This is a genomic window from Curtobacterium sp. C2H10, assembly GCF_025407985.1.
Lineage (GTDB): Bacteria > Actinomycetota > Actinomycetes > Actinomycetales > Microbacteriaceae > Curtobacterium.
Window position 1 is genome coordinate 51,724 of record NZ_JABXGF010000004.1, and the last position, 24,838, is coordinate 76,561.

The 24,838-nt window shown below is 72.3% G+C and carries 25 protein-coding genes; 11 read left to right on the forward strand and 14 right to left on the reverse strand.

The window, feature by feature from the left end:
- Nucleotides 1-14: 14 nt before the first annotated feature.
- Nucleotides 15-1,259: an MFS transporter gene (locus HWD93_RS03435; protein ID WP_261646037.1), complete on the reverse strand. Its 1,245-nt coding sequence runs from the start codon at nucleotides 1,257-1,259 to the stop codon at nucleotides 15-17.
- A gap of 188 nt (nucleotides 1,260-1,447) precedes the next feature.
- Here HWD93_RS03435 and HWD93_RS03440 point away from each other — a divergent pair, with 188 nt between their 5' ends.
- Nucleotides 1,448-2,476 (forward strand): aldo/keto reductase, encoded by a 1,029-nt coding sequence (locus tag HWD93_RS03440; protein WP_261646038.1) that lies wholly within the window; start codon nucleotides 1,448-1,450, stop codon nucleotides 2,474-2,476.
- A 27-nt stretch (nucleotides 2,477-2,503) separates the two neighbouring features.
- Here the strand turns inward: HWD93_RS03440 and HWD93_RS03445 are convergent, their stop codons facing one another.
- Nucleotides 2,504-2,728: a hypothetical protein gene (locus HWD93_RS03445; RefSeq protein WP_261646039.1), complete on the reverse strand. Its 225-nt coding sequence runs from the start codon at nucleotides 2,726-2,728 to the stop codon at nucleotides 2,504-2,506.
- A gap of 125 nt (nucleotides 2,729-2,853) precedes the next feature.
- On the opposite strand from HWD93_RS03445, the gene soxR reads away from it, so the two are divergent.
- Entirely contained in the window at nucleotides 2,854-3,342 is a 489-nt protein-coding gene (gene soxR / locus HWD93_RS03450) for a redox-sensitive transcriptional activator SoxR (protein WP_261646040.1), read from the forward strand.
- A gap of 63 nt (nucleotides 3,343-3,405) precedes the next feature.
- On the opposite strand, the gene HWD93_RS03455 is transcribed toward soxR, so the two are convergent.
- Nucleotides 3,406-3,852, reverse strand: coding sequence for a MarR family winged helix-turn-helix transcriptional regulator (locus HWD93_RS03455; RefSeq protein WP_261646041.1), 447 nt, complete (start codon nucleotides 3,850-3,852; stop codon nucleotides 3,406-3,408).
- Nucleotides 3,853-3,897: 45 nt separating this feature from the next.
- Here HWD93_RS03455 and HWD93_RS03460 point away from each other — a divergent pair, with 45 nt between their 5' ends.
- Complete coding sequence (locus tag HWD93_RS03460) at nucleotides 3,898-5,151, forward strand: multidrug effflux MFS transporter (protein WP_261646042.1); 1,254 nt, start codon at nucleotides 3,898-3,900, stop codon at nucleotides 5,149-5,151.
- On the opposite strand, the gene HWD93_RS03465 is transcribed toward HWD93_RS03460, so the two are convergent.
- The gene (locus tag HWD93_RS03465; protein ID WP_071296441.1) at nucleotides 5,141-5,866 is read right to left on the reverse strand and encodes a phosphatase PAP2 family protein; all 726 of its coding nucleotides are present in this window, start codon (nucleotides 5,864-5,866) and stop codon (nucleotides 5,141-5,143) included. The two genes, HWD93_RS03460 and HWD93_RS03465, sit on opposite strands and share 11 nt — an antisense overlap.
- A 110-nt stretch (nucleotides 5,867-5,976) precedes the next feature.
- Between HWD93_RS03465 and poxB the strand changes: the two genes are divergently transcribed.
- Entirely contained in the window at nucleotides 5,977-7,701 is a 1,725-nt protein-coding gene (gene poxB / locus HWD93_RS03470) for a ubiquinone-dependent pyruvate dehydrogenase (protein WP_071296442.1), read from the forward strand.
- A gap of 22 nt (nucleotides 7,702-7,723) precedes the next feature.
- Here poxB and pcp read toward each other — a convergent pair whose 3' ends face one another.
- Nucleotides 7,724-8,371: a pyroglutamyl-peptidase I gene (gene pcp, locus HWD93_RS03475; protein ID WP_261646043.1), complete on the reverse strand. Its 648-nt coding sequence runs from the start codon at nucleotides 8,369-8,371 to the stop codon at nucleotides 7,724-7,726.
- A 73-nt stretch (nucleotides 8,372-8,444) separates the two neighbouring features.
- Nucleotides 8,445-9,143 carry an SDR family NAD(P)-dependent oxidoreductase gene (locus tag HWD93_RS03480; protein ID WP_071296444.1) on the reverse strand — a complete coding sequence of 233 codons (699 nt, stop codon included), beginning with the start codon at nucleotides 9,141-9,143 and terminating at the stop codon, nucleotides 8,445-8,447.
- Nucleotides 9,144-9,244: 101 nt separating this feature from the next.
- On the opposite strand from HWD93_RS03480, the gene HWD93_RS03485 reads away from it, so the two are divergent.
- Both HWD93_RS03485 and HWD93_RS03490 read left to right on the forward strand, forming a co-directional pair.
- Nucleotides 9,245-10,090, forward strand: a complete 846-nt coding sequence (locus tag HWD93_RS03485; protein ID WP_071296445.1) for a helix-turn-helix transcriptional regulator — start codon at nucleotides 9,245-9,247, stop codon at nucleotides 10,088-10,090.
- A 41-nt stretch (nucleotides 10,091-10,131) separates the two neighbouring features.
- A complete protein-coding gene (locus HWD93_RS03490; protein ID WP_261646044.1) occupies nucleotides 10,132-10,764 on the forward strand; it encodes a Pr6Pr family membrane protein in 633 nt (210 codons plus the stop codon).
- A 27-nt stretch (nucleotides 10,765-10,791) separates the two neighbouring features.
- On the opposite strand, the gene HWD93_RS03495 is transcribed toward HWD93_RS03490, so the two are convergent.
- On the reverse strand, nucleotides 10,792-11,091 hold the full coding sequence (locus HWD93_RS03495) for a Dabb family protein (protein ID WP_261646045.1): 300 nt from the start codon (nucleotides 11,089-11,091) through the stop codon (nucleotides 10,792-10,794).
- 9 nt (nucleotides 11,092-11,100) lie between these two features.
- The gene (locus HWD93_RS03500; protein WP_261646046.1) at nucleotides 11,101-11,988 is read right to left on the reverse strand and encodes an SDR family oxidoreductase; all 888 of its coding nucleotides are present in this window, start codon (nucleotides 11,986-11,988) and stop codon (nucleotides 11,101-11,103) included.
- A 186-nt stretch (nucleotides 11,989-12,174) separates the two neighbouring features.
- Between HWD93_RS03500 and HWD93_RS03505 the strand changes: the two genes are divergently transcribed.
- Nucleotides 12,175-12,633: a DUF4383 domain-containing protein gene (locus tag HWD93_RS03505; RefSeq protein ID WP_229085833.1), complete on the forward strand. Its 459-nt coding sequence runs from the start codon at nucleotides 12,175-12,177 to the stop codon at nucleotides 12,631-12,633.
- A gap of 109 nt (nucleotides 12,634-12,742) precedes the next feature.
- Here HWD93_RS03505 and HWD93_RS03510 read toward each other — a convergent pair whose 3' ends face one another.
- The 5 genes from HWD93_RS03510 to HWD93_RS03530 form a co-directional block, all read right to left on the reverse strand.
- Nucleotides 12,743-13,669: an ROK family protein gene (locus HWD93_RS03510; protein ID WP_070417277.1), complete on the reverse strand. Its 927-nt coding sequence runs from the start codon at nucleotides 13,667-13,669 to the stop codon at nucleotides 12,743-12,745.
- Entirely contained in the window at nucleotides 13,666-15,426 is a 1,761-nt protein-coding gene (locus tag HWD93_RS03515) for an ABC transporter ATP-binding protein (protein WP_071303290.1), read from the reverse strand. The genes HWD93_RS03510 and HWD93_RS03515 overlap by 4 nt, the downstream gene beginning before the upstream one ends.
- Nucleotides 15,426-16,325 carry an ABC transporter permease gene (locus HWD93_RS03520; protein WP_071296452.1) on the reverse strand — a complete coding sequence of 300 codons (900 nt, stop codon included), beginning with the start codon at nucleotides 16,323-16,325 and terminating at the stop codon, nucleotides 15,426-15,428. The genes HWD93_RS03515 and HWD93_RS03520 overlap by 1 nt, the downstream gene beginning before the upstream one ends.
- The gene (locus tag HWD93_RS03525) at nucleotides 16,322-17,281 is read right to left on the reverse strand and encodes an ABC transporter permease (RefSeq protein ID WP_071296453.1); all 960 of its coding nucleotides are present in this window, start codon (nucleotides 17,279-17,281) and stop codon (nucleotides 16,322-16,324) included. Before HWD93_RS03525 ends, HWD93_RS03520 begins: the two co-directional genes overlap by 4 nt.
- 90 nt (nucleotides 17,282-17,371) lie before the next feature.
- Nucleotides 17,372-19,168: a peptide ABC transporter substrate-binding protein gene (locus tag HWD93_RS03530; RefSeq protein ID WP_261646047.1), complete on the reverse strand. Its 1,797-nt coding sequence runs from the start codon at nucleotides 19,166-19,168 to the stop codon at nucleotides 17,372-17,374.
- Nucleotides 19,169-19,383: 215 nt separating this feature from the next.
- On the opposite strand from HWD93_RS03530, the gene HWD93_RS03535 reads away from it, so the two are divergent.
- The 4 genes from HWD93_RS03535 to HWD93_RS03550 are packed head-to-tail and all read left to right on the forward strand — an operon-like array spanning nucleotide 19,384 to nucleotide 24,162.
- Nucleotides 19,384-20,568: an ROK family protein gene (locus tag HWD93_RS03535; protein ID WP_083295119.1), complete on the forward strand. Its 1,185-nt coding sequence runs from the start codon at nucleotides 19,384-19,386 to the stop codon at nucleotides 20,566-20,568.
- A complete protein-coding gene (locus tag HWD93_RS03540; protein WP_261646048.1) occupies nucleotides 20,561-22,105 on the forward strand; it encodes a M81 family metallopeptidase in 1,545 nt (514 codons plus the stop codon). The genes HWD93_RS03535 and HWD93_RS03540 overlap by 8 nt, the downstream gene beginning before the upstream one ends.
- Nucleotides 22,102-22,845, forward strand: a complete 744-nt coding sequence (locus HWD93_RS03545; RefSeq protein WP_261646049.1) for a copper homeostasis protein CutC — start codon at nucleotides 22,102-22,104, stop codon at nucleotides 22,843-22,845. The genes HWD93_RS03540 and HWD93_RS03545 overlap by 4 nt, the downstream gene beginning before the upstream one ends.
- Nucleotides 22,846-22,896: 51 nt before the next feature.
- Nucleotides 22,897-24,162 (forward strand): MFS transporter, encoded by a 1,266-nt coding sequence (locus HWD93_RS03550; RefSeq protein WP_261646050.1) that lies wholly within the window; start codon nucleotides 22,897-22,899, stop codon nucleotides 24,160-24,162.
- 27 nt (nucleotides 24,163-24,189) lie between these two features.
- Here the strand turns inward: HWD93_RS03550 and aztA are convergent, their stop codons facing one another.
- A complete protein-coding gene (aztA, locus tag HWD93_RS03555) occupies nucleotides 24,190-24,816 on the reverse strand; it encodes a zinc ABC transporter ATP-binding protein AztA (protein ID WP_261646051.1) in 627 nt (208 codons plus the stop codon).
- Between the last annotated feature and the right edge of the window lie 22 nt (nucleotides 24,817-24,838).

Sequence of the window (24,838 nt, forward strand, 5' to 3'; positions counted from 1 at the left end):
AGGCCGTCAGGCGGTCACGCGTGTGCGCGACGCGACAGCACGAGGTTCGCCACCGCGGCGAGCACGACGACCGCCGCGGACGCGGCCGGCAGCAGCATCGCGGCGCCGGCCCCGTGCTGCTGGGCGACGTCGCCCGTGATCGCAGACGCGATGGACTGCCCCACGATCACGGCGGAACCGAGGATCGTCATGGTGGTCGCCGAGCGCCCGACGGGTGAGCGGTCGGAACCGAGACTGTACTGCGCGACCAGGGTCGGACCGATCCCGATCCCCATCACCGCGAGCACGACCCCCACGGCGACGACGGAACCGGCCTGCGAGAACCAGACCGCACCGCCGAGCAGCACCACACCGAACACGAGCCACCGCCACCCGAGGGCGAACCCGCGCGGGAACGCGGCCGAGCCAAGGGCGAGCCCCGCGGAGCCGATGCCCATCAGGCCGTAGAGCAATCCCGCCTGCGAGGGCTCGCCGTGGGTCTCCATGAAGGCGGTCAGCGCGGTGAGCGTCGAGCCGAAGAACAGGCCGACGCCGAGGATCCCGAGGACCACCACGACGAGCCGGGGCCGCAGGAGCTGACGGGCCGGTGCCTGCTCGAGCTCCTCGTGCCGGCCGACGACGAGCTTGCCGGTCGGGTGCAACGCGAACGCCGTGACGAAGACGAACGTCAGCGCGGAGGCACCGGCGACGGCGACCCACGGCGCGATCGCACTCGCGAGGATCCCGACGAGGAACGGGCCGATGATGAACACGGTCTCGTCGGCCGCGGACTCGTAGGCCATCGTGCCGCTGAGGACCTTGCCGCGACGTGCCGGGGCCATCCGCTGCCCGATGATCGCGACGAGCCGGGTCCGGGACATCGGGGCGACCTGGGGCGCCGAGGCCCCGATGCAGAACGCGAGTGCGAGCACGGCGACGTCCGGAGCGGTGCCGTCCACCACGAAGGGGAACACCCCGAGCAGCACGGCGTTCACCAGCCCGACGGGGACGAGCACGTTCCGCTGGCCGAAGCGGTCCGCGGCGGCACCGACCAGCGGGCCGAAGACCGCGGCGCCGATGCCGACCGACGCGGAGTTGACGCCGCCGAGCGCCACGGAGTCGCGCGCGGAGACGACGAGCGTCAGCACGCCGACGACCATCATCGCGAAGGGGAGCCGGGCGACGAACGCGACGGGGAAGTACCAGCGTCCGGCGTGGGCGACGAGCGAGCGGTCGTCGGTGGTGGCGGGCGCGGGCGCGGTGGAACGGGTGTGGAGCATGGAGGTGTGCCTTCTCGGCCCGGCCGGGGATCTCCTGGGGCGGACCCATCGGGTGCCGCCGTTGTCCGTCGGGGTGCCGACGGCCGGTAGATACACACTGCGTGTTGGTGGAACGGCCCCAGGGTACCAGCGGTAACGGTTCGTCACCCGGGGCCCGGTGTCACGGGCGTCCTCCTATCGTGGCCGCCATGGAACAGCGACGCATGGGGCGGACGGGGGCTCCCGTCAGCGCGCTGACCCTGGGGAGCCGTGCCGTGTCGACGGTCGCCGAGCGGGACGTGGACGACGCCGTCCGACTCGTCCACGAGGCGCTCGTGCGCGGGGTCACCGCGGTGGACGTGTCCGACGCGGAGGGGGCGGGCCTCGCCGAGACCGTCCTCGGTGCCGCACTCGGCGACCGCCGCGACGACGTGTTCCTGGCGGTGCGGTTCGGGGACCCGGTCGACCGGGACCCGTCGCACCACGGCAACGGACGGCGGTGGATGTTCCGCGCGGTCGAACGGAGTCTCGAACGGCTCGGCACCGACGTCATCGACCTCTACCAGCCGGCACACCCGGACCCGGCGACCTCGCTCGACGAGACCCTCGACGCGCTCGCCGACCTCGTCACGCAGGGCAAGATCCGCGCCTTCGGGATCCCGGGCTTCCCGGCCGAGGAGCTCGTCGAGGCGCAGTGGCTCCGGTCGGGCGGGAAGAGTGCCAGCGCGACGCACGCCCCGTACTCGATCCTCACCCGGACGGCGGAGCGGACCACCTTCCCGGTCGCCCGACGGTTCGGGCTCGGTGTGCTCGCGGCCGCGCCCCTCGCGGGTGGCTGGCTCGCGGGCGCGTACCGGAACGGCACCGTGCAGCCCCGGTCGCCGCGGGTGGTGGAGCAGCCGCACGCGTACGACATCGGCGCCCCGGCGAACCGTCGGAAGCTCGACGTCGCCGACCGCCTGGGGCACCTCGCGGACGAGTCCGGGCTCACCCTGCTCGAGCTCGCGGTGGGGTTCGCACTGACCCACCCGGACGTGTCGAGCGTGGTGATCGGTCCGCGGACGGTCTCGCACGTGGACGCGTACGCGCAGGCGGCCGAGGTGGTGCTCGACGACGAGGTGCTCGACGCGATCGACCGGGTCGTGCCGCCGGGGACGCACGTGCTGGAACGCGACACGGGGGTGGAGCTGCCGGGGCTCAGCCGGGAGCGGCTCCGCGGACGCGTCCTCGCCCACTGACACGAGGACCCCGTCAGCGGGAGACGATCAGCGGTACGCGACCGTGCTGACCGCGGCGTGCGCGACCATGACCGGCCGCGCCAGTGCGTGCGGGAGCCGGGCGGCCGTGCGCTCGAGCCGGCCGAGCACGCCGTCGAGGGCGAGCGGGTGGCGGGTGGCGCCGGTCGCGTCGGCGGTGCCGGTGGTCCGTGCGGGAGCGATCGGACGGGCGGTCGTGGTGCGGGCGGTGCGGGGCTGCAGGATCGTGGTCATGGTCGGACCTCCGGGTCGGGAGCCGCCCCTCGCGGCTCGTGGTACACAACATATTGGACATCAGTTTGCATGTCAACTGTTATGTCACGCGATCTCGACGAGCCCCGCGCCGTAGGATCTCGACCATGGTGGAGATCCCGCGTCCGAGCCCGACCGACCTCCTCACGATCGGCGAGGTCGTCGCCCGGACCGGGGTCGCGGCGTCGGCCCTGCACTTCTACGAGCGCAAGGGCCTCATCCACCCCGAGCGCACCGCCGGCGGCACTCGCCTCTACCCACGACACGTCGAGCGGCGCATCGCGATCATCCAGGTCGCCAAGCGCCTCGGGATCCCGCTGAGCGAGGTCGCCGAGCAGTTCGAGACGCTGCCCTCCGACCGCATGCCGTCGCTGCGGGACTGGAACCGCCTGAACGAGCGGTGGCGGGCACGACTCCGCGCTCGGCAGCTCGAACTGGAGCGCCTGCAGGAGGAGATGACGCAGTGCATCGGCTGCGGCTGCGTGTCGTTGAACGCCTGCCTCGTGATGAACCCGGGCGACGAGCTCGGTGCCGAGGGGCACGGAGCCCGGCGGTTGCTGCCGATCGCGGACGAGGTGCCGGACCGGACCATCTGACGGCCTGGAGGGACGGTGCGGGCCCGACCCGCGCCTCCAGGCCGTCGACCGGTCGCGTCGCGGTCAGCGCGTCGCGTCGCGCAGGTGGTCGTCGATGCGCGTGAGCGTCGCGAACGTCGTCGCCACACCCTCGTCGTCGCCCCCGAGCGCCTGCCGGAGCATGCCGGCCCAGTGCGCGTGCAGCCGCTCGATGCTGCCCGCGGCGAGCTCGGTCGAGTACAGCTGCACGGTCCGGGCGTCGTCCGGGTCGGGCCGACGCTCGACCATCCCCTTCGCCACGAGCGACCCGACCGCGACGCTGAGGTTGCTGCGCTTGAGGGCCGTCGCCTCGGCCACCGCGCTCGGCGTCGACCCGGGGTTCCGGTCGATCCAGCGCATCACGAGGGCCTCGGTGCCGGTGAGCGGCACGATGTCGAGCGACCTCGCACCGTGCGGGTCGATCTCGCGCGAGATCCGGAGCACGACGTCGGCGAGCTCGGCGAGGAGGTCGTCGGACGGCGCGGATCCCATGCCGTCACCCTACCGACGTCCTGCATCAGTTATGCTTTCATAATCATGACCACGGACACCGGCTCCATCCGCGCGCACGCCGCGACACACACGACCCGGCAGCAGGGCATCACCACCGGCCTGCTGCTCGTGCTCGGCCTGCTGAGCGCCGTCGCGCCCTTCGCGACCGACCTCTACCTGCCGGCCTTCCCGCAGATGACCACCGAACTGCAGGCGTCGGCGACGACCGTGCAGCTCACCCTCACCGCGTTCCTCGTCGGCGTGACCGCGGGACAGCTCGTCTTCGGACCGCTGTCCGACCGGTTCGGCCGGGTGCCGCCGCTCCTCGCCGGCGCCGCACTGTGCGTGCTCGCGAGCGCCGCGGCCGTGCTCGCACCGAACGTCGGCGTGCTCGTCGTCGCCCGCCTGCTGCAGGGCCTCGGCGGCGCGGCCGGCATGGTGATCGGTCGCGCGGTGATCTCCGACCTCGCGACGGGCAAGCCGGCGGCGCGGGCGTTCTCGCTCATGATGATCGTCGGCGGGGTCGCCCCGGTGGTCGCGCCGCTGCTCGGAGGGCTCCTGACGGGACCGATCGGCTGGCGCGGGCTCCTCACCATCGTGCTCGGCCTGTCGGTCCTCATGCTCGTGGCGGTGCTCGCCGTGGTCCGCGAGACGCACCTGCGTTCGCGCCGCGATGCCCTGCGCGCCGAGCGACGGGCGTCCGGCGCGACGGGCTCGCCGCTGCGGGCACTCCGCTCCCGGACGTTCGTCGGGTACACCGCGGTGTTCGGCTTCGCGTTCGCCGTGATGATGGCGTACATCTCGGCGTCGCCGTTCCTTTACCAGGACATGCTCGGGCTCGGCACGGTGGGCTACGGTCTCGCGTTCGGCTGCAACGCCCTCGCACTGATGGGCGTGAGCATCCTCTCGGCGAAGCTCACGGCGACCCGATCGGTCACCGGGGTGCTCGCGCTCGGCATCGTCCTCGTGCTGGCCTCGACCGTCGCGTTCGCGCTGCTCGTCGTCACGTCCGCACCGGTGTTCTGGCTCGCCGTCCCGCTGTTCACCGCCGTGGGGTCGCTCGGCCTCGTGCTCGGCAACGCGACCGCACTCGCACTCGGGGCGGTGCCGCAGGCTGCCGGGAGCGCCTCGGCGGTGCTGGGTGCCCTGCAGTTCGGGCTCGCGGCGCTCGTGTCGCCGCTCGTGAGCATCGGCGGCGAGGGGACGGCGGCGCCGCTCGCGGTCGTGATGCTCGCGGCCGCGGTGGTCGCCGTGGTGGCGCTGCTGGCGGCGCGCGGTCGGCGCGGCGTCAGCGCGTGACCTCGCGCTGCGCCGCAGGACCCCGGGGTCGCAGGAACGGGATCTTCGGCATGAGCCAGTCGACCCACACCACCCGCACGCCCGGCGCGACGGCGAGCGCCCACAGGATCGACGCGGCGGCGTCCGTCGGGTAGTGCACGGCGTCGATCGACACCGCGAAGAACACGACGACGATCGCCACGACCCCGAGCCCCAGCGCGAGGCGGTGCCACCGGGTGTCGCGGAGCAGCCAGATGAGCGCGATGACGAACGCGGTGATGTAGACCGTGTGCCCGCTCGGGTAGCCGGGGTCCGGCTGTACCGGGAACGGGTGCGGCAGCACGGCGACGTCCGGACGTGCCCGGTGCACGATCTCCTTGACGACGGCGGACGGCACCCACGTGATCGCGATCGTGCCCCCGAACGCCAGCGCCGGGCGGAGGTCGCGGGTCCGCCACCAGATCACCGCGACGACCACGACCGTGATCCCGATCGCCGGGGCGGGACTGATGACGTGGTAGACCGCCGTCGTGAACGCCCCGAGGGCGCCGGTGTGCAGCCCGTTGAGCGCCTTCGAGAGCCCGAGGTCGACCGTGCCGAGGGTGAACCCGACGATCGTGATGAGGACGACGGCGACGACGGCGATCGCCACCGACGCGAGCGGGTAACGGCTCCGGTCGAGGATCCCGTACTCGTCGGACGCTCGTCGGCGGGGGCGGAGATCGTGGTCGGACATCCGCCCATCGTCGCAGGTGCGGCGTCCGGGCGGCCCCGAGTTCGGTGTCGGACGATCAGAGGTCGCTCAGTGAACGGCGAGGATCAGCCGCCAGGACTAGACACGAAGGCATGACAACCGTTGCCGAGAACATCGTCGCCACCCTCCGTCAGAACGACGTCGAACGGGTCTACGGTCTCCCCGGGGACTCCCTCAACGGCTTCACCGACGCGCTGCGCAAGGACGGCACGATCCGGTGGGAGCACGTCCGCCACGAGGAGGCGGCCGCGTTCGCCGCCTCCGCCGAGGCCGAGCTGACCGGGAACCTCGCCGTGTGTGCGGGCAGCTGCGGTCCCGGCAACCTGCACCTGATCAACGGCCTCTACGACGCGAACCGCTCCCGCGTGCCGGTCCTCGCGATCGCTGCGCACATCCCCACGGCGGAGATCGGTTCCGGCTACTTCCAGGAGACCCATCCGCAGGAGCTCTTCCGCGAGTGCTCGGTCTACGTCGAGTACGTCGCCGACCCGTCCCAGATGCCGCGCCTGCTCGAGATCGCGATGCGCGCCGCGGTCGAGAAGCGCGGTGTCGCCGTGCTCGTCATCCCGGGCGACGTGCTCCTCGCCGAGGCCGTCGCGCCCCGCGTCACGACCATCGAGCGCGCCGAGCCGCGGATCATCCCCGCACAGGCCGAGCTGGAGCGCACCGCGCAGCTGCTCAACGGCGCCGACAAGGTCACCATCCTCGCCGGCGCCGGCGTCGCGGGCGCCCACGACGAGGTCATCGCCCTCGCCGAACGCCTGCAGGCTCCGATCGTGCACGCCCTGCGCGGCAAGGAGCACATCGAGTGGGACAACCCCTACGACGTCGGCATGACCGGGCTCCTCGGCTTCGCCTCCGGGTACCGCGCGATGGAGGACGCCGACGTGGTCCTCATGCTCGGCACGGACTTCCCCTACCAGCAGTTCTTCCCCGCGAAGGCGAAGCACGTGCAGGTCGACATCCGCGGCGAACAGCTCGGCAAGCGGCACCCGGTCGACATCGGCCTGGTCGGCACCGTCAAGGACACGGCGCTCGCCCTCATCCCGTTGCTCACCGGGTCGCACCCCACGAAGCACCTCGAGGACGCGCGCAAGCACTACGCGAAGACCCGCGCGAAGCTCGACGACCTGGCCGTGCCGGCCGGCAAGCACAAGCCGCTGCACCCGCAGTACGTCGCGCGCGCGCTCGACCGGCTCGCCGACCAGGACGCCGTGTTCATCCCCGACGTCGGCTCCCCCGTCGTGTGGGCGTCGCGGTACCTCACCATGAACGGCGACCGACGACTGATCGGGTCGTTCGTGCACGGCACGATGGCGAACGCGGTCCCGCAGGCGATCGGTGCGCAGGCGGCGTTCCCCGACCGGCAGGTCATCGCCATGGCCGGCGACGGCGGCCTCGCGATGCTGCTCGGCGAGCTCATCACGATCGTGCAGAACAAGCTGCCCGTGAAGATCGTCGTGTTCGACAACTCGTCCCTGAACTTCGTCGAGCTCGAGATGAAGGCGGCCGGGTTCGTCACCTACGGCACCGAGCTGCAGAACCCCGACTTCGCGAAGGTCGCCGAGGCGATCGGCATCGCGGGCTTCCGCGTCGACGAGTCCGACCAGCTCGAGGACGCGCTCGCCGCTGCCCTCGCACACGACGGCCCCGCGCTCGTGTCGGTCAAGGCCGACCGTCAGGAGCTCTCGATGCCGCCGGCGGTGACCCTCGAGCAGGCGAAGGGCTTCACGCTCTACGCGATCCGCACCGTGCTGTCCGGCCGCGGCGACGAGCTGCTCGACCTCGCGTCGACGAACTTCCGCCAGTTCATCTGACCGACGACGAGGGCGGCGCGGGTCAGGACTCCGCGCCGCCCTCGGCGACGATGTCCGGCGCCGGGTCGAGCGAGGCGCGGACCACGGCGTCGAGCGCGGTGACGATCCGGTCGAGGTCGAGCGAGGGGCCTTCCCCGGCGATGTCCGGGGTCGCCGGGACGTGCACGAAGCCGGCTCGGAAGCTCTCGCGGTCGGCGAACGACATGAGCTCGTAGAACACCTGGTTGCAGGTGAACGTCCCCGCCGTGTTGGACACCGCAGCGGGGACTCCGGCTGCCCGAACGTCCCGGACGATCCGCTTGATCGGCAGTCCGCTGAACGCTGCCGGGGCGCCGAACGGGTCGATCGGCTCGTCCACCGGTTGCGCGCCCGCGTTGTCCGGGATCCGGGCGTCCATGACGTTGATCGCGACGCGCTCCGGTGTCACCGCGGCCCGTCCGGCAGCGAGCCCGGTCGCGATGACGACGGCGGGACGGTGCTTCGTGATCACCGCCGCGAGCCGCGACCGCTCCTCGGCGAAGACCACCGGCAGCTGCTCGACGACGAGGGTCGCCGGTCCGTCCCACGTGGCCGCGAGCCGCTGCGCGGCTTCCCACGAGGGGTTCACGGCGTCGCCGCCGAACGGTTCGAAGGCGGTCAGCAGGACGGTCGGTTCGGTCGCGTCAGCCACGTCCTCATCGTAGGGACCTGCGGGCCGGGAGGCGCGGTGCGCAGCCGCCCTGCGCCTCCCGTTCGTCGGATGGTCACCATCCGAGCGGCGCACCGTCCTCCAGGAAGACGCCCGTCGGACCGTCGGGGCCCGCGGCGGCCGCCGCGGCGACCGTCGCCGCACTGACCTCGACCGGACGGCCGTGCGGGTTCGGCACACCCCCGAACTCGGTCGCGGTGTACCCGGGCTCGACCGCGACGAAGTGGACCTCCGGCACGGCACGGGCGTACTGCACGGTGAGCATCGACACCGCCGCCTTGCTCGCGCCGTAGACGATCGCCTGGTACTGCGACGCCGGCTTCTCCGGGTCGTGGTTGGCCGCGAACGAACCGAGCGCGCTCGAGATGTTCACGACGATCGGGGCGGCCGAGGACCGCAGCAGCGGCAGCGCGGCCTCGGTGGTCCGGACGACGCTCACGGCGTTCGTGTCGAACACCTCGAGCGCCTCCGGTCCGTCCAGCCCGAGCTTGCCGATGCCGGCGTTGTTCACCAGCACGTCGAGCCCGCCGGCAGCGCCGATGGTCGCGAACGCCGCGGCGACCGAGGCGTCGACCGTGACGTCGAGCTGCACGGCTCGGACCGCGTTCGGTCCCCTGCTGATCTCGTCGGCCACCGCGTGGCCGGTGTCGAGGTCGCGGGCGCCGATCCACACGGTGTGGCCGGCGGCGGCGAGCTGGCGGGCGGTCTCCTTGCCGAGGCCGCGTGTGGCCCCGGTGACGAATGTCGTTGTCATGGCCCCAGCGTCGCTCCGGCGAGCGCCCTCGGGGAGCCGTCCCGCTGTCGTAGGACTGCTGGACCCAGGACAGCGGGCGCGACGGGTCGCAGACTGGAGCCGTGGAACACACCGAGTTCGGCCGCACCCTCCGTCGGCTGCGCGACCACGTCGCGCCGGACACCGTCGGCGTCGTCGCGGGGAGCCGTCGGCGCGCGACCGGCCTCCGTCGCGAGGAGCTCGCCGCCCTCGCCGGGATCTCGGCCGACTACCTCACCCGGCTCGAACAGGGGCGGGCGACCTCGCCGTCCGCGCAGGTGGTCGAGGCGCTGGCCCGCTCGCTCCGGGTCGCGGACGCGGAGCGCGAGCTGCTGTTCCGGCTCGCCGGGCACGCCGCCCCGGGCGCCGACGTCGTGCCCTCGCGCATCCCGCCGAGCGTGCAGCGGCTGCTCGACCGGCTGTCGGACACCCCGGTCGCGGTGCTCGACGCCGCTGGCACGATCCTGACCGCGAACGGGCCGTACGACGCGCTGATGGGGCCGGTCGGTGCGCTCCGTGGGCACGAGCGGAACACCGCGTGGCGCCACCTCGTCGGACCGGGCAGCCGGGCGGTGCACTCGGACGCCGAGCAGCGGGCGTTCGAGGCCTCGGTCGTCGCCGAGCTCCGGCTCACGGTCGCCCGGTACCCGCTCGACCGCGGGCTGCGGCAGCTCGTGCGGGACCTCCGTGCCGCGAGCGAACGGTTCGTCGAGCTGTGGGACACCGGCGACACCGCACCGCCGCAGAGCTCCGGCCGGCGGAAGGTGGTGGACCACCCGGCGGTGGGCCGGATCGCCCTCGACTGCGACACCCTGAGGATCGCGACCGATGACCTGACGGTGCTCGCGTACACCGCGGAGCCGGGCAGTGCCGATGCCGAGCGGCTGGCGCTGGCGGTCGTGCTCGGGACGCAGTCGCTCGTCGGGTGACCGATCCGTCCGGGAGTGCCGGCGATCGGTAGGGTGGCGCCATGAAGACGACCGTCCTGGCTGCCGTCCGCCTCGCGCTCGCGGCCGCGTCCGTCGCCGGGGTCGTCACCCAGGTCGTGCTGAGCGTGCGGGTGGACTTCAGCCTCGTGAGCGTCTTCAGCTACTTCACGATCCTCGGCAACCTCTACGCCAGCACCGTGTTCGTGATCGGCGCTGTCCGGCTCCTGCGGGGTGTCCCGTCGTCGCGCGGGTGGGAGGTCGCGCGCGGTGCCGCGGTCGTCTACCTGGCGTTCGTCGGCATCGTGTTCAACACGCTGCTGGCCGGTGCCGACCTCGGCGAGCTCCTGCCGTGGGTGAACGTCGTGCACCACATGGTGATCCCGGCGGCCGTCGTGGTCGGCTGGTTCGTGGACCGCCCGCGGCACCGGCAGCCGTTCACCATGGTCTGGGCGGCCGCGATCGTGCCCGCCGTCTACACCGCGTACACGCTGGTGCGCGGCGCGGTCGTCGGGTTCTACCCCTACCCGTTCTTCAACCCGGCCCGCGTCGGCGGGTACGGCGGCGTCGCGCTGTACTGCGCGGCGCTGCTCGTCGGCTTCCTCGTGATCGCCGTGCTCGTGCGCGCATCGGGCAACGCCATGGCCCGGCGGACGGCGGTCGTCGGGTCGCGCTGATCGGCACGCCCGAGGACCACCCCGACGTCAGTCCTCGACGTCGAAGACCACGACGCGTTCGCTCGCGCCCTGGATGTACGCGGCGACGGGCTGGTGCTCCTCGTGCGGCAGGTACCCGGCGAGCGCCGCGCGGTCCCGGAACCGGACGACGAGCATCCAGTCGAAACCGCCCTCGAGCCCCTCGGTGCTGATGCTGTCGCCTGACCGCACGGACTCGACGCCGTCGATCCGCGGCAGGTGCTCGCGCACGATGGCATCGGCCTGCGCCGACCGGTCGGCTGCGTCGTCGTCCCAGGCGACGAGGACCACGTGTGTCGTCCCGCTCATCGTGTCCTCCTAGAAGGCCGGGGTGCCACCGGCGACGGTGATCGTCGACCCGGACTGGTAGCTGGACTCGGGGCTGACGAGGTGCACGTACGCGGCAGCGAGTTCGGCGGGCTGACCGGGGCGGCCGAACGGCGACTGCTCGCCGAAGTGCGCCACGGTCTCGGCGTCGTCGGACCCCGGCTGGAGGGGCGTCCACACCGGTCCCGGAGCGACCGAGTTCACGCGGATGCCCTTCGGCGCGAGCTGCTGGGCGACGGCCTCGGTGAAGAGCTTGATCGCGCCCTTGGACACCGCGTAGTCGATCTTGTCCGGCGACGGCGTGCTCGCCTGGATCGACCCGGTGGTGACGATCGTGGATCCCGGCTCGAGGTGCGGCACGGCGGCCTTGGTCAGCCAGAAGAGCGAGTAGATGTTCGTCTTGAAGGTCGAGTCGAAGTGCTCGGTCGTGAGGGTGAGGATGTCGTCGTTGCTGTCCATCCGCCCGGCGACCATGACGAGGGTGTCGAGGCCACCGAACTCATCTACGGCCTTCTGGACGAGGTCGGTGCAGTACTGCTCGTCGGAGATGTCGCCGGGGAAGAGCACCGCACGACGCCCTTCGCCCTCGAGCAGGTCGCGCACCTGTTCGGCGTCCTCCTGCTCGTCGGGCAGGTAGGAGAGGACGAGGTCGGCACCCTCGCGGGAGAGTGCGATGGCGGCGGCGCGGCCGATGCCCGAGTCGGCGCCGGTGACGATGCCCCGGAAGCCCTTCAGGCGACCGAGCCCGACGTAGCTCTCCTCGCCGTGGTCGGGCTTCGGGTCCATCTTCCACGCGGCCCCGGGGAGCGACTGCTCCTGCTCCGGGTACGGCGGGGCGGGGTAGAGGGTCTTCGGATCGCGCTTGTCGTACTGGCTCATGCGCTCCACGATGCCCGGCGTCCCCTCCGCGACCGCTCAGGCCCCAGACACGGTCAGCGCGCGGATGTGTGGGTCGCGAAGTACCTGCAAACCGACCGGGCACATGCTCCGAATGCACTGTGGGCGTCATGAGCGCCCGGACCGGCGCACCGGCGCTCCGGCCCTCGTTGAGAGAGAGGTCGCATCATGACCAGCAACGCAGCAACGAACCGCATCGGGCGCGGATCCACGTGGACGCAGAAGGGCGCCCTGGTCTTCGGGATCGTCTTCCTCATCGTCGGCATCGCCGGGTTCATCCCCGGTCTCACGATGGACATGGGCACGATGTCGGTCGCCGGCCACGGCTCGATGGCACTCCTGCTCGGCACGTTCCAGGTCTCCGTGCTCCACAACATCGTCCACCTGCTGTTCGGCGTCGTCGGGCTCCTCGCGGCCCGCAGCGCTCGCGGCGCCCGGCTCTACCTGCTCGTCGGCGGGATCGTCTACGCGGTCCTGTTCGTCTACGGCCTGTTCACCGCCGGCATGGCCGACCCGGCGAACTTCGTGCCGCTCAACAGCGCCGACAACGTGCTGCACCTGGTGCTCGCCGTCGCGATGATCGTGCTCGGCCTGCTGCTCCCCCGCGTGGGCGCCCGCCGCGTCTGACCCGACCGTCGGCGGTCCTCCCGCCCACAGCACCCACGACCGGAGCCGGTCTGGGCCACGCGATCAGGTGGTCCAGGCCGGCTCCTCGTCGTTCCGGGAAGCGGTCGCCTCAGCGCGCGGGCGCGCTCCCGAGCACCAGGTCCCGCACCTGCGCAGCGGCACCGAGCGCCACGGCATCGGACCCCAGCGACGACAGGGCCAGCCGGATCGGCGCCCCGCTCACCGGGGGCTCCAGGGCGATGGCAGCGCTGATGGCCGGCTCGAGCAGGTCCCAGGACCGCGCGATCCCGCCGCCGATGACGATGGTCGTCACGTCGAGGATCCCCGCCGTCAGCAGGGCAGCACGCGCCAGCCCCCAGCCGGCGGTCTCGAACACCGCGGCGGCGTCGGGGTCCCCGGCGCGTGCGGCGTCGGCGACCTCGCGGACGGTGACACGGCGCCCGGTCCGTTCGGCGTAGCGGTCGGCGATGCCGCGTGCTCCGGCGATGGTCTCGAGGTGGCCGACCTGCCCGCAGGTGCACACCGCGTCGCCGAAGCCCGGGACGTGGCCGATCTCGCCCGCTGCGCCGCGGGGCCCGGCGAACAGCGAGCCGCCGAGCACGAGCGCGCCGCCGACCCCGGTCCCGAGCGTCATGCCGAGCACGTCCGGCTCCCCCGCCACGGCACCGGCGGCGACCTCGCCGAGCAGGAACGCGTTCACGTCGTTGTCGAGCGTCGCGGGGACGCCGAGGGCCGACGTGACCGCGTCCGTCACGCCGTAACCGGCCCAGCCGGTGAACGAGTTGCCCGTCACGAGCACCGTCCCCGTGCTCGCGTCGACGACGCCGGCAGCGCCCACCCCGACACCGGTCACGGAGGCGCGGTGCCGGTCGAGCAGGTCCGTCACGGCACCGAGGGCGGCCGTCACGATCGCGGCGCCACCCGCGTGGGCGGGCGTCGGCAGGTCGATGCGGTCGATCACCTCGAGCGCCGGGGTCGCGAGGACCACCTTGGTGTTCGTCCCGCCGACGTCGACGCCGGCGACGACCTCGCTCACGCGGTCACCGCCCCGAGGGTCGCGAGTCGCTCGACCCGGCGTTGCCGCTGCACCACGGGGTCGGGGACGGGCACGGCGGCGAGCAGCCGTCGGGTGTAGTCGGTGGTCGGGTGCATGAGGGTGGCACCGGTCGTGCCCTGCTCCTCGACGACACCCTGGCGCATCACGACGACCCGCTCGGCGAACTGCTGCACGACGGCGAGGTCGTGCGAGACGAACAGGCACGCGAACCCGAGGTCGTCCTGCAGCTCGCGGAGGACCTCGAGCACCGTCTCCTGCACGCTGACGTCGAGCGCACTGGTCGGCTCGTCGGCGACGAGCAACCGCGGCGAGAGCACGAGCGCCCGGGCGAGGGACACGCGCTGCCGCTGTCCGCCCGAGAGCTCCCGGGGTGCACGCGACGCCAGGGTCCGGGGCAGCCGGACGGCGTCGAGGACCTCGTCGATGCGCTTCCGACGGTCGGCGGAGGACATGCCGCGACGGTGCACGGCGAGCGGTTCGGCGATGCACTCGGCGACGGACATCCGGGCGTCCAGCGACGCCACCGGGTCCTGCAGCACCACGCCGATGCCCGACCGGAGCGCTCGGCGGTCGCGACCACGCGCCGTGCGCAGGTCGGAGCCGAACAGGTGCACGCTGCCGGACGTCGGCTTGACGAGGCCGAGCGCGACCCGAGCCGCGGTGGACTTGCCGGAACCGGACTCCCCGACCAGGCCGACGGTCTCGCCGGCGTGCACGGCGATGTCGATGCCCTGCAGCGCGTGGACGGCGCGCGCCCCGCGCCCGAACGTCACCGAGACGTCCCGCAGGTCGACCACCGGGGCCGCGCCGCGCCTCCCGTCCGAACCGTCCGCGACGGACGCACCGGACGCGACGACGACGCCGGACGCACCGGACGCACCCGACGCGACGGCCGCGCCGGACGCGACGGCCACGCCGGACGCACCGGACGTGACGGCCGCACCGGCCCCGGCCACGGCCAGTCGCGGCACCGCCGCGAGCAACCGCTTCGTGTACTCGTGCTCCGGCCGGAGCAGGACGTCCTCGACGGAGCCCGTCTCGACGATCGACCCCTGCAACATGACCGCGACCCGGTCCGCGAAGTCCGCGACGACGCCCATGTTGTGGGTGACGAGCAGGACTCCCGTGCCGGTGTCGGCCGCCAGGCGACGCAGCAGCTCGAGGATCTCCGCCTGCACGGTGACGTCGAGGGCCGTCGTCGGCTCGTCGGCGATGAGGAGCTTCGGCGAGTTCGCGATCGCCATCGCGATGACCACGCGCTGCCGCTGGCCGCCGGACAGCTGGAACGGGAACGCCCTGGCGCGCTGCGCGGGCGAGGGGATGCCCACGCGGTCGAGCAGGTCGACGGCCCGTGCCGCGGCGTCCGCTGCCGAGACGTCGCCGTGGTTCCGGATGACCTCGGCGATCTGCGCTCCGACGCGGGTGAGCGGGTCGAGGGCGGTCGCGGGCTCCTGGAAGACCATCGAGACGGTGCTGCCGCGGAGCGAACGCAGGGCGGGCTCGGCGGCGCCGACGATCTCGTGGCCGTCGACGACCGCGCTGCCGGTGGCGGCGGCGTTGCCGGACAGCAGCCCCATCGCGGCGAGGGCGACGGTGGACTTGCCGGAACCGGACTCCCCGACGAGCGCGAGCGTCTCACCGGGTTCGACGTGCAGGGAGACCCCGCGGACGGCGTCGACCGTGCCGGACTCCGTGCTGAAGGAGACCCCGAGGTCGGTGGTGGTCAGGATGGACATCAACGGCCCCTCACGTCGAAGGCGTCCCGGAGCCCGTCGCCCACGGCGTTGAACGCGCAGACGACCAGGATCACGGCGAGACCCGGTGGCACGATGAGCCACCACCGCCCCGAGTAGGCGGCGGTGAGTCCTGCCGAGAGCATGCCACCCCAGTCCGTCGCGGGTGCCTGCACGCCCAACCCGAGGTACGAGACGTAGGCGACGAGGAGGATCGCGTCGGCGACCTGGAACGTGGCGGCGACGACGATCGTGGACACCGAGTTCGGCAGCAGGTGGCGCCCGATCGCGCGGGCGTGCGACCCGCCGATCGCGCGGAGGGTCAGCACGTAGTCGCGGTTCTTCAGCGTCAGCGTCTCGGCGCGGATGAGCCGGGAGGGCACGAGCCACGACACGAAGCCGAGGATCACGATGAGTCCCCACACACCGGGCGTCGTGATCGCCGAGATGACGAGCAGGATGAAGAGCGCCGGGATCGCGATGCCGGCGTCGACCACGCGCATCATCACCGCGTCGACCCAGCCGCCGACGTACCCGGCGATCGAGCCCCAGAGGGTGCCGACGACGGTGGCGAGGACGCCGGCGGCGATGCCCACCATGAGCGACACCTTGCCGCCGAACATCAGCCGGCCGAGCACGTCGTGCCCGACGGCGTCGGTGCCGAGCAGGTGCGCGGCGCCGGGGGCGAGGTTCGCCTGGGAGAGCTGGGTGTGCGTCTGGTCGGTCGGGTACAGGAACGGACCGACGAAGCAGAACAGCACGATGACGACGATGACGACGAGGCCGATCACCGCGAGGGTGTTGTGGCGGAAGCGGCGGACGGCGAGGCGCCAGCCGGTGGCGGCGACGGGCTGCACGAGCGACGCCGCTCCGGGGGCTTCGGGTGCCAGCTGTGCGGTCATGCGCGGCCTGCCTTCACTCGGGGGTCGATCAAGGACTGCGCGACGTCGGCGAGCAGCGTGCCCACCACGGTCGCGATCGAGATGACGAGGACGCACCCGAGCAGCGTCGGGTAGTCCGAGGTCTGCGCGGCGTTCCAGAAGAGGAGCCCCATGCCGGGGTAGTTGAACAGCTGCTCCGTGACGAGCGCCCCGCCGAACAGCACCGGCAGGTAGTACCCGAGCATCGCCACCACCGGGGTGAGCGAGTTCCGGAACACGTGTCGGCGCAGGATCGCCGCGGTCGAGGCACCGCCGGCGCGGGCGGTGCGGACGTAGTCCTCCTGCAGGTTCTCGAGCGTCGAGGCCCGCATGTACCGGCTGAAGACGGCGATCATGGCGAGGGCACCGGTGACGACGGGGAGCACGAGCCCGGCCGGGTCCTGGAAGACCTCGGCGAGGGTGTTCCCGCTCGGTGCCTGGGACGGCAGCCAGGGCAGCTGCTGGCTGAAGACGATGATGAGGACGAGCCCGAGGAAGAACGCGGGCGTCGAGTAGAAGACGAACGCCAGCGCGGTGGCCGCGTAGTCGACCGCGCCGTTGCGCCGGACCGCCTGCCACATGCCGACCGGGATCGCGAGGACGATGCCGAGCACCGCGGACATCCCGGTGAGGACGAGGGTCTTCGGCAGCCGCTCCGTGATGAGCTGCGAGACCGGCTCGTTGAGCGTGTACGACGTGCCGAGGTCGCCGGTGAGGAGGCGGCCGAGGAACCGGAGGTACTGCACGGGCAGTGGCTGGTCGAGCCCCTGCGCCGTGTTGAACGCGGCGATCTGCGCGGGCGTCGCGGAGACGCCGAGCACGCCGCGGGCGGGCCCGCCCGGCAGGGCGTGCAGCAGGCAGAACACGACGATCGTGACGATGAGGATCACCGCGAGCGCCTGCAGGACGCGCCTGGTGAGGTAGAGAGCTGTGGTCATGCGGCTTCCGTCGTCTGGATTGGTGCGGTGGGCCCCGGGAGGCGCGGTGCGGGTCGGACCCGCACCGCGCCTCCAGAGGGTGTCAGGTGGTTACTTCGACCACTTCCACTGGGCCGGGTGGAAGTTGGCGAGCGAGTCCTGGTCGAACCCGGTCAGCCCCTGCTTGACGACCGAGATCTGGTAGTCCGGGCTCGGCAGCCAGATCACCGGCAGGTCCTTCGCGACCGCGGCGCTGTAGTCCTGCACGGCGGTGGCGTCGGGCGACGTGGTCGTCGCGTCGATGAGCTTGTCCACGTCGGCGTTGGAGTACGAGCCGAAGTTCGCCGAACCGCCGGTCTGGAAGAGCGACTCACCGGTCGGGTAGGCCGGGAAGTACCAGCTGCCCGCGGTGCCGAAGAAGGAGAGGTCCCAGTCGCAGCTGGCCTCGTCGCTCGTGCAGGTCGGGGTCTGCGACAGGACGCTCGACACCGGCGCGGTCTTGATCGTGAAGCCGATGCCGGTCTTCGCGAGCGAGGACTGGATCGCGCTCATCATGTTGTCGGTGACCGTCGAGCCGGACTGCGAGAGCACGTTCATGGTGAACTTCGTGCCCTGCTTGACGCCCTCGCCGCACTGACTGTCGGACGTACCAGGGTCGGTGCAGACCATCGTGCCGCCCTGCTCCGCCCACCCGTGGGACTCGAGCAGCGCCTTGGCCTTCTTCGTGCTGAACGGGTACGGGTTGTCCTTCTGCGTGCTCGACACGTAGTCGGACTCCTGCGCCTGCGGGATCGGTCCGTAGGTCGAGGTGGCGGTGCCGTTGAAGACGACCTTGGAGAGCGAGGTCTGGTCGATCGACATCTGCACGGCCTGGCGGGCGTACAGCTGCTTGAAGACGGCGCCCATGTCCGGGTTGTTGAAGTTGTACGGCATGTACGTGATCGCCCAGCCGGTCCAGGGCTGCACGTCGTAGCCCTTCGACGTGAAGGACGACTTCTGGTCCATGTCGGTGGCGTTGATGTAGCCGTAGTCGACCTCGCCCGAGCGGACCGCGTTCACCTCGGCGTCCGTCGTGGTGAACGGCAGCAGGTTGACCGTCGTGATCGAGGGCTTCTCGCCGCCGTCGTACTTCGTGTTCGCCGTCAGGGTGACCTTGCCCGCCGTGGTGAACGTCTTCACGCCGTAGGGCCCGGAGATGGTCTTCCACAGGTCGTCGCTGGCGTAGTCGGAGATCTTGCCGGCGGCGGTGTTGAGGTACTTCCACACCTGCTTCGCACCGGACGTGGTCTCGTCGGCGTCGGAGACCTTCGCGCTCGCACTCGTCTTGTCCCAGGCGTGCTGCGGCAGCGGGATGATGTGGCTCAGCTGGTTGGCGAGCATCCAGTCCGGGTTGTACGCCTTGTCGAACGTGATCGTGAAGTGCGTGTCGTCGTCGGCGGTGAAGGAGGTCCAGTTGTCCGGCGCCTTGCCCTTCGAGTAGGAGCCCCACTCGTCCTTGTTCGCCTTGATCAGGTTGAACCAGAACTCGACGTCCCGGCTCGTGATCGGCTTGCCGTCGGACCAGTGCCGGTCGCCGAGGGTGACCGTGACGCTCTTCGAGTCGCTCGCGAACGTCGCGTCCGTCGCGACCGAACCGGCCTTGTTCCACGCGATCTTGCCGGTGGAGCCGTCGTAGGCGACGAGCGGCTCGTACAGCGACTGCGCGATCGAGCCGTTGTTCGTGTTGAGGTGCGCGGCGGTGCCGATCGGGAGGATCCAGTTCGGCGTGAAGTTGGCCGGCAGTGCGTAGTCGATCGTGTCGGAGCTGCTGCCGGACGAGGCGTTGCCGCCCCCGGAGCAGCCGGCGAGCAACGCGCTCACGGCGATCGCGGCTCCGGTGAGGAGCGCCCAGCGACGGGGGTTGGTCATGTGTGTCTCCTGGTGCGTGGGAGGTTCGGGGTGTGGAGCACGCGTGCCGAGCGGCACGGGGACAGTCAATGTCCAAAGCCGTTGGAAAAACAAACATCTCCGTGTAAATAGTTCGTTTCTGCCGTTCGGGCGAAAGGGTGGACCGGTCGATCTGCCGGTTAGGCTCGCGGCAGTCGGTGGTCATCCGCCGCGTTCCGCCCGGATTGGAGAAAGTCGTGCCGGACCTCAGCGCCCGCGTCCTGGAGCTCGTCGCGTCCGGGCAGGCCTCCAGTCGGACGGAGATCGCCGCGCTGCTCGGCGCCGCCCCCTCGACCGTGTCCCACGTGGTCGCGCAGCTCCTGTCGCACGGGCTGCTCGCCGAGGAGGGCACCGACGTCTCGACCGGCGGCCGCCCCCGCAAGGTGCTCCGCATCGGCGGCGTCGACGAGTACGCGGTCGCCGCGGACGTCGGCGGCGGGCACGCGCGCATCGGCATCGTCCTGCCAGGAGGCGCGCTCGAGTCCGTCGCGAACGTCCCGTTCGCGCTCTCCGACGGCCCGACCGCGGGACTCCAGCGGCTGGCCGCCCTGCTCGAGCGGCTCGCTGACGAGCGCGGTCGCGACGGGCTGCGGGGCGTCGGCCTCAGTCTGCCGGGGCCGGTCGACGTCGAGGCCGGCGTGGTCGACCTGCCGAGCCGGATGCCGGGGTGGAACGGGTTCCCGGTGGCGTCGTGGCTGACCGAGCGGTTCGGGTTGCCGGCGGTCGTCGACAACGACGCGAACTGCATGGCGGCGGGCGAGCAGACCGTGCAGGACCCGGGCCGGCGGCAGACCATCACGATCAAGGCCGGCTCGGCGATCGGGGCCGGGATCGTCATCGACGGTCGGCTGTACCGCGGGGCGACGGGCTCGGCCGGGGACATCACGCACGTCCGGATCGACGCCGCCGGGGACACCCCGTGCTCGTGCGGGAACACCGGGTGCCTCGAGACCGTCGCGTCCGGAGCCGCCCTGGTGCGGATCCTGTCGGACGCCGGGGTCGACGTCTCCTCGACCGCCGACGTCGTCCGCCTGGCCTCGGACGCCCACCCCGAGGCGACTCGGGCCGTGCGGCTCGCTGGCCGGTACCTCGGCGAGGTGCTCGCCGCGAACGTCAACTTCTTCAACCCGGACGCCGTGTACCTCGGCGGCATCCTCTCCACCCTCGACCCGTTCATCGCCGCCGTGCGGAGCCAGCTGTACGAGAGCTGCCACCCGCTCATGACGCAGCACCTCGTCATCGAGCCGGTCTCGCTCGGCGCGGACGCAGGGCTCGTCGGGGCGGGTCAGTTCGCCCTGCAGCGGGGCCTCGCCGCGTCGCTCGAGGAACTGTCCGCGCCCATCCCCCAGTCCACCACCAGGAACAGGAACGTCCGTGTCTGAGCCCGTGTCCACCGCACCCGCCACCCACCGCCCGGTCATCGCGATCGCCGGTCTCGCCATCGAGACCTCGACGTTCACGCCGACGCGCACCCACGCACCGGCGTTCCACCCGGACCGCGGGGACGAGGTCGTGGCCCGCTACGACTTCCTCGGGCCACTGTCGGCGCACGCCGAGTTCCGCGGTGCGCTCATCGGGCACGCGCTGCCGGGCGGGATCGTGGACCGTGACTCGTACGAGTCGCTCGCGGCGGAGATCGTCTCGCGGCTGGAAGCGATCGTCGAGGCCGAGCACGTCGACGGGCTCTGGTACGACATCCACGGCGCGATGGTGGTCGAGGGGCTGGACGACGCCGAGGCCGACCTGCTCGGCCGCATCCGCGCGGTGATCGGTCCCGATGTCATCGTGTCGGCGTCGATGGACCTGCACGGCAACGTCACGGCGGAGCTCGCGCACCAGGTGGACCTCGTCACCTGCTACCGGATGGCCCCGCACGAGGACGCCCTCGAGACGAAGGAGCGCGCCGTCCGGAACCTGGTCGACGTGTTGACCACCCGACCGGTCGGGCAGCAGCGCCCGGTGAAGGCCTGGGTGCCGATCCCCGTGCTCCTGCCCGGCGAGCAGACCTCGACGCGCCTCGAGCCCGCGGCGTCCCTGTACGCGCAGGTGCCGCTCGTCGAGCAGTCCGAGGGCGTGCTCGACGCCGCGATCTGGGTCGGGTACGCCTGGGCGGACCAGCCGCGCGACCGCGCGGTCACCGCGGTCACGGGCTGGGACGCCGACGCCGTCGCCGCGGGTGCCGAACGACTCGCTCGGGCCTTCTGGAACGTGCGCGAGGACTTCGTGTTCGTCGCACCGACCGGCACGTTCGACGAGTGTCTCGCCGCTGCGCTCACACCGGGCGCCGCGAGGCCGTTCTTCGTGTCCGACTCCGGCGACAACCCGACCGCCGGCGGCTCGGGCGACATGACGTGGGGGCTCACGCAGGTGCTGGCGAACCCGGCCTTCGCGGAGCCCGACGGCCCGACGGTGATCTACGCGAGCGTTCCCGGCCCCGCGGCCGTCGCGGCGGCGGTGGAGGCCGGCGTCGGTGCGACGGTCACCGTGACGGCGGGGGCGTCGGTCGATGCCGTCCACGCCGGGCCGATCACGATGACCGGCCGCGTGCACGCGATCAAGCACGGCGACCGCGACGCCGAGACCGAGGTGGTGCTGCAGGTCGGCAGTGTGTTCGCGATCCTGACGAAGCTCCGCAAGCCGTACCACCACGAGCACGACTTCACCGACCTCGACCTCGCCCCGCGGGACGCCGACGTGGTGATCGTGAAGATCGGGTACCTCGAGCCGGAACTCTTCGACATGGCTGCCGACTGGATGCTCGCGCTGACGCCGGGCGGGGTCGACCAGGACCTCGAGCGGCTCGGACACCACAGGATCGTCCGGCCGATGTTCCCCTACGATCGAGTGTTCCCGTCGGCGCCGGACCTCGGCGCCCGGATCATCCCGCCGTCGAACGAACCGCTCGGAGCCATCGCGTGACCACCGCCGCCCCCGTCGCCCTCGAGATCGCCGTCACCTCCCCCGCCGGCGCGATCGTCGCACGGGACGGCGGCGCCGACCGTGTCGAGCTCTGCGTCGGGCTCGAGCTCGGTGGCCTCACGCCGTCCCAGGCACTCGTCGAGACGGCCCACGAGACCGGCATCCCCGCGCACGCCCTCGTCCGCTGCCGTCCCGGCGGCTTCGTGCACACCCCCGACGAGGTCGAGCTCATGGTGCGCGAGGTCCGCACGGTCCTGCGCTCCGGGGCAGCGGGCGTCGTGGTCGGTGCCCTGCGTCCGGACGGCACGCTCGACGAGGACGCCCTCCGGCGCTTCGTCGACGCCGCACGCTCGGTCAGCGCGACCGCCGAGGTCACCCTGCACCGGGCGATCGACCACGCGGCCGACCCCGTCGCCGCCGCGGCCACCCTCGCCGACCTCGGGTTCACCCGGGTGCTGACCTCGGGTGCAGCGCCCACCGCGGTGGCCGGTGCGGCGACCATCACGCGCATGGTCGACGCCGCCGGGCCCGTGCAGGTCATGGCGGGCGCCGGTGTCACCCCGGCCGACGTCCCCGCCCTGGTCGCGACGGGGGCCGCCGCCGTGCACCTCTCGGCGAAGCGACCCGCCGCCGACAGCGCCCACGCGGGCGTGCCGATGGGCGGCGCGGACGACGGTTCGGCGCACTTCGTCACCGACGCCGAGGTGGTCGCCGCCGCGCGCCGGGCCCTCGACGCCTGACCCGACCCGTCACGCGGGAATGGACCACGCGGGCGCGTGCTTGACGCCCGCATGACTTCGTCAGCAACGCGCCGTGGGTGGCTCAGCGTCGCATCCGTCGCGCTCGGATCGTTCGTCCTCGTCCTGTCCGAGTTCCTCCCGATCGGCCTGCTGCCGGCCATCGCCGCCGACCTCGACGTCGGTGTCGGCACCGCGGGGCTCATGGTCGTCGCGACCGGCCTCGTCGGAGCGGTCGCCGCGCCGGTCGTCACGGTGTGGACGTCCGCGCTCGACCGCCGGGTCGTCCTGGTCGGCCTGACGGTGCTGCTCGTCGTCGCGGACGCGCTCGCAGCGGTGGCACCCTCGTTCTGGGTGCTGCTCGTGGCCCGCATGCTCCTCGGCGTCGGCATCGGCGGCTTCTGGGCGATCGGCGCCGGGATCGCCGGACGCCTCGTCCGCCCCGAGTCCGTGATCCGCGCCACGTCCCTCATCACCGCGGGCGTCTCGGTCGCGACCGTCGTCAGCCTGCCCCTCGGCGCACTCGTGTCGTCCCTCGCCACGTGGCGGCTGGCGTTCGTGATCGGCGGCGTGCTCGGGCTCGTCGCGCTCGGCCTGCAGCTCGCGATGCTCCCGCGGATCCCCGCCCAGCAGCGCGTCCGGTTCGGCACGCTCGGGTCGCTGCTCGGTGTGCGCAGGGCCCGGGTCGGCCTCATCGGTGCCGCGTTCCTCTTCACCGCGCAGTTCGCCGCCTACACCTACATCGCGCCGTACCTGCAGGACCTCGTCGGGGTCGGCGCGGACACCGTGACGATCGCGCTGCTGGTCTTCGGCATCGCGGGCATCGTCGGGAACTTCGTCGCCGGGTTCACGCTCGGCCGGAGCGTCCTCGGCACGATCGGCTCCGCGAAGTTCGTCCTCGCCGGCGCGGTCGTCCTGCTCCCGCTGCTCGCACACTCGGTCGTCGGGGTGTTCGTCCTGCTGGTCGTGTGGGGCCTCGTGTGGGGAGCACTGCCGCTCGGCATGCAGACCTGGATGTCCACGTCGTCTCCCGCGGGGTCGGAGACCGGGCTCGCGTTGTTCGTGACGACGATCCAGCTGGCGATCGCGGCCGGGTCGGTGCTCGGCGGCGCCGCGGTGTCGTCGTTCGGGTTGGCCGTCGACTTCTGGCTCGCCGGCGGGGTCGCGGTCGTCGGGGCGATCGTGCTCGTCACGCTGGGTGCGCGCCGCTCGAGCGCCGCCCCGGCGCAGGTCACCGCTCCCGCGGTCCCCGATCCGGCAGGTGCCACCGCTCCGGCGGAGACGACCGCGACCGGTTCCGTCGCCGTCGCCTGCCCCTGACGGTCCTGACGGACGGCGGCGCCACCGTCAGCCGAGCCGGACGACCCGGTCCGCTCCGGCGATGACCGTCGGGTCGTGCGTGGCGTGCACGACCACGACCCCGGACGCTGCCTCGTCGGCGAGCGCGCGGACCACGAGCCGACCCGACTCGGCGTCCACCCCGGCCGTGGGCTCGTCGACGAGGAGCACCCCCGCCCGCTGCGCGAGTCCGAGCGCGACGAGGGTCCGCTGACGCTGCCCACCGGACAGCTCGTCGAGCGGCCGGTCCGCCAGGGACGCGATCCCCATCCGGTCGAGCTGCTCGTCGACCACGTCGCGGTCGGCACGCACGAGCGGTCGCCACCACGGACGGCCGGACCACCGGCCCATGCGGACCGTGGCACGGACGGTGAGCGGGAGCGCGCTCGGCGGGACCGACTGGGTCACGTAGGCGACGCCGACGGAGGTGCGGCGCGTCACCGCCCCGGCATCCGACGTCACGACCCCGGCGAGCGCGTCGAGCAGCGTCGACTTGCCGGAGCCGTTCGGCCCCGTCAGCGCGGTGACCGCACCGGCGGGGAAGGTCGCATCGACCCCGTCGAGGACGGTCCGGTCGCCGCGTCGGACGACGAGTCCGGCGACGTGGAGGGTGGCGGCGTCGGTCGTCGTGGGCACCTGAGGACACTATCAGTATCGA

Coding starts and splice junctions, on each gene's coding strand:
- HWD93_RS03480 (WP_071296444.1), bottom strand. CDS start 9,143: ATGACAACGACATTCGTCACCGGGGCCACACGCGGCCTCGGCAAGGAG.
- HWD93_RS03505 (WP_229085833.1), top strand. CDS start 12,175: ATGACCAGCAACGCAGCAACGAACCGCATCGGGCGCGGATCCACGTGG.
- HWD93_RS03440 (WP_261646038.1), top strand. CDS start 1,448: ATGGAACAGCGACGCATGGGGCGGACGGGGGCTCCCGTCAGCGCGCTG.
- HWD93_RS03495 (WP_261646045.1), bottom strand. CDS start 11,091: ATGAGCGGGACGACACACGTGGTCCTCGTCGCCTGGGACGACGACGCA.
- HWD93_RS03500 (WP_261646046.1), bottom strand. CDS start 11,988: ATGAGCCAGTACGACAAGCGCGATCCGAAGACCCTCTACCCCGCCCCG.
- HWD93_RS03465 (WP_071296441.1), bottom strand. CDS start 5,866: ATGTCCGACCACGATCTCCGCCCCCGCCGACGAGCGTCCGACGAGTAC.
- poxB (WP_071296442.1), top strand. CDS start 5,977: ATGACAACCGTTGCCGAGAACATCGTCGCCACCCTCCGTCAGAACGAC.
- HWD93_RS03460 (WP_261646042.1), top strand. CDS start 3,898: ATGACCACGGACACCGGCTCCATCCGCGCGCACGCCGCGACACACACG.
- HWD93_RS03515 (WP_071303290.1), bottom strand. CDS start 15,426: ATGTCCATCCTGACCACCACCGACCTCGGGGTCTCCTTCAGCACGGAG.
- HWD93_RS03445 (WP_261646039.1), bottom strand. CDS start 2,728: ATGACCACGATCCTGCAGCCCCGCACCGCCCGCACCACGACCGCCCGT.
- HWD93_RS03525 (WP_071296453.1), bottom strand. CDS start 17,281: ATGACCACAGCTCTCTACCTCACCAGGCGCGTCCTGCAGGCGCTCGCG.
- HWD93_RS03550 (WP_261646050.1), top strand. CDS start 22,897: ATGACTTCGTCAGCAACGCGCCGTGGGTGGCTCAGCGTCGCATCCGTC.
- HWD93_RS03530 (WP_261646047.1), bottom strand. CDS start 19,168: ATGACCAACCCCCGTCGCTGGGCGCTCCTCACCGGAGCCGCGATCGCC.
- soxR (WP_261646040.1), top strand. CDS start 2,854: ATGGTGGAGATCCCGCGTCCGAGCCCGACCGACCTCCTCACGATCGGC.
- HWD93_RS03520 (WP_071296452.1), bottom strand. CDS start 16,325: ATGACCGCACAGCTGGCACCCGAAGCCCCCGGAGCGGCGTCGCTCGTG.
- HWD93_RS03490 (WP_261646044.1), top strand. CDS start 10,132: ATGAAGACGACCGTCCTGGCTGCCGTCCGCCTCGCGCTCGCGGCCGCG.
- HWD93_RS03455 (WP_261646041.1), bottom strand. CDS start 3,852: ATGGGATCCGCGCCGTCCGACGACCTCCTCGCCGAGCTCGCCGACGTC.
- HWD93_RS03435 (WP_261646037.1), bottom strand. CDS start 1,259: ATGCTCCACACCCGTTCCACCGCGCCCGCGCCCGCCACCACCGACGAC.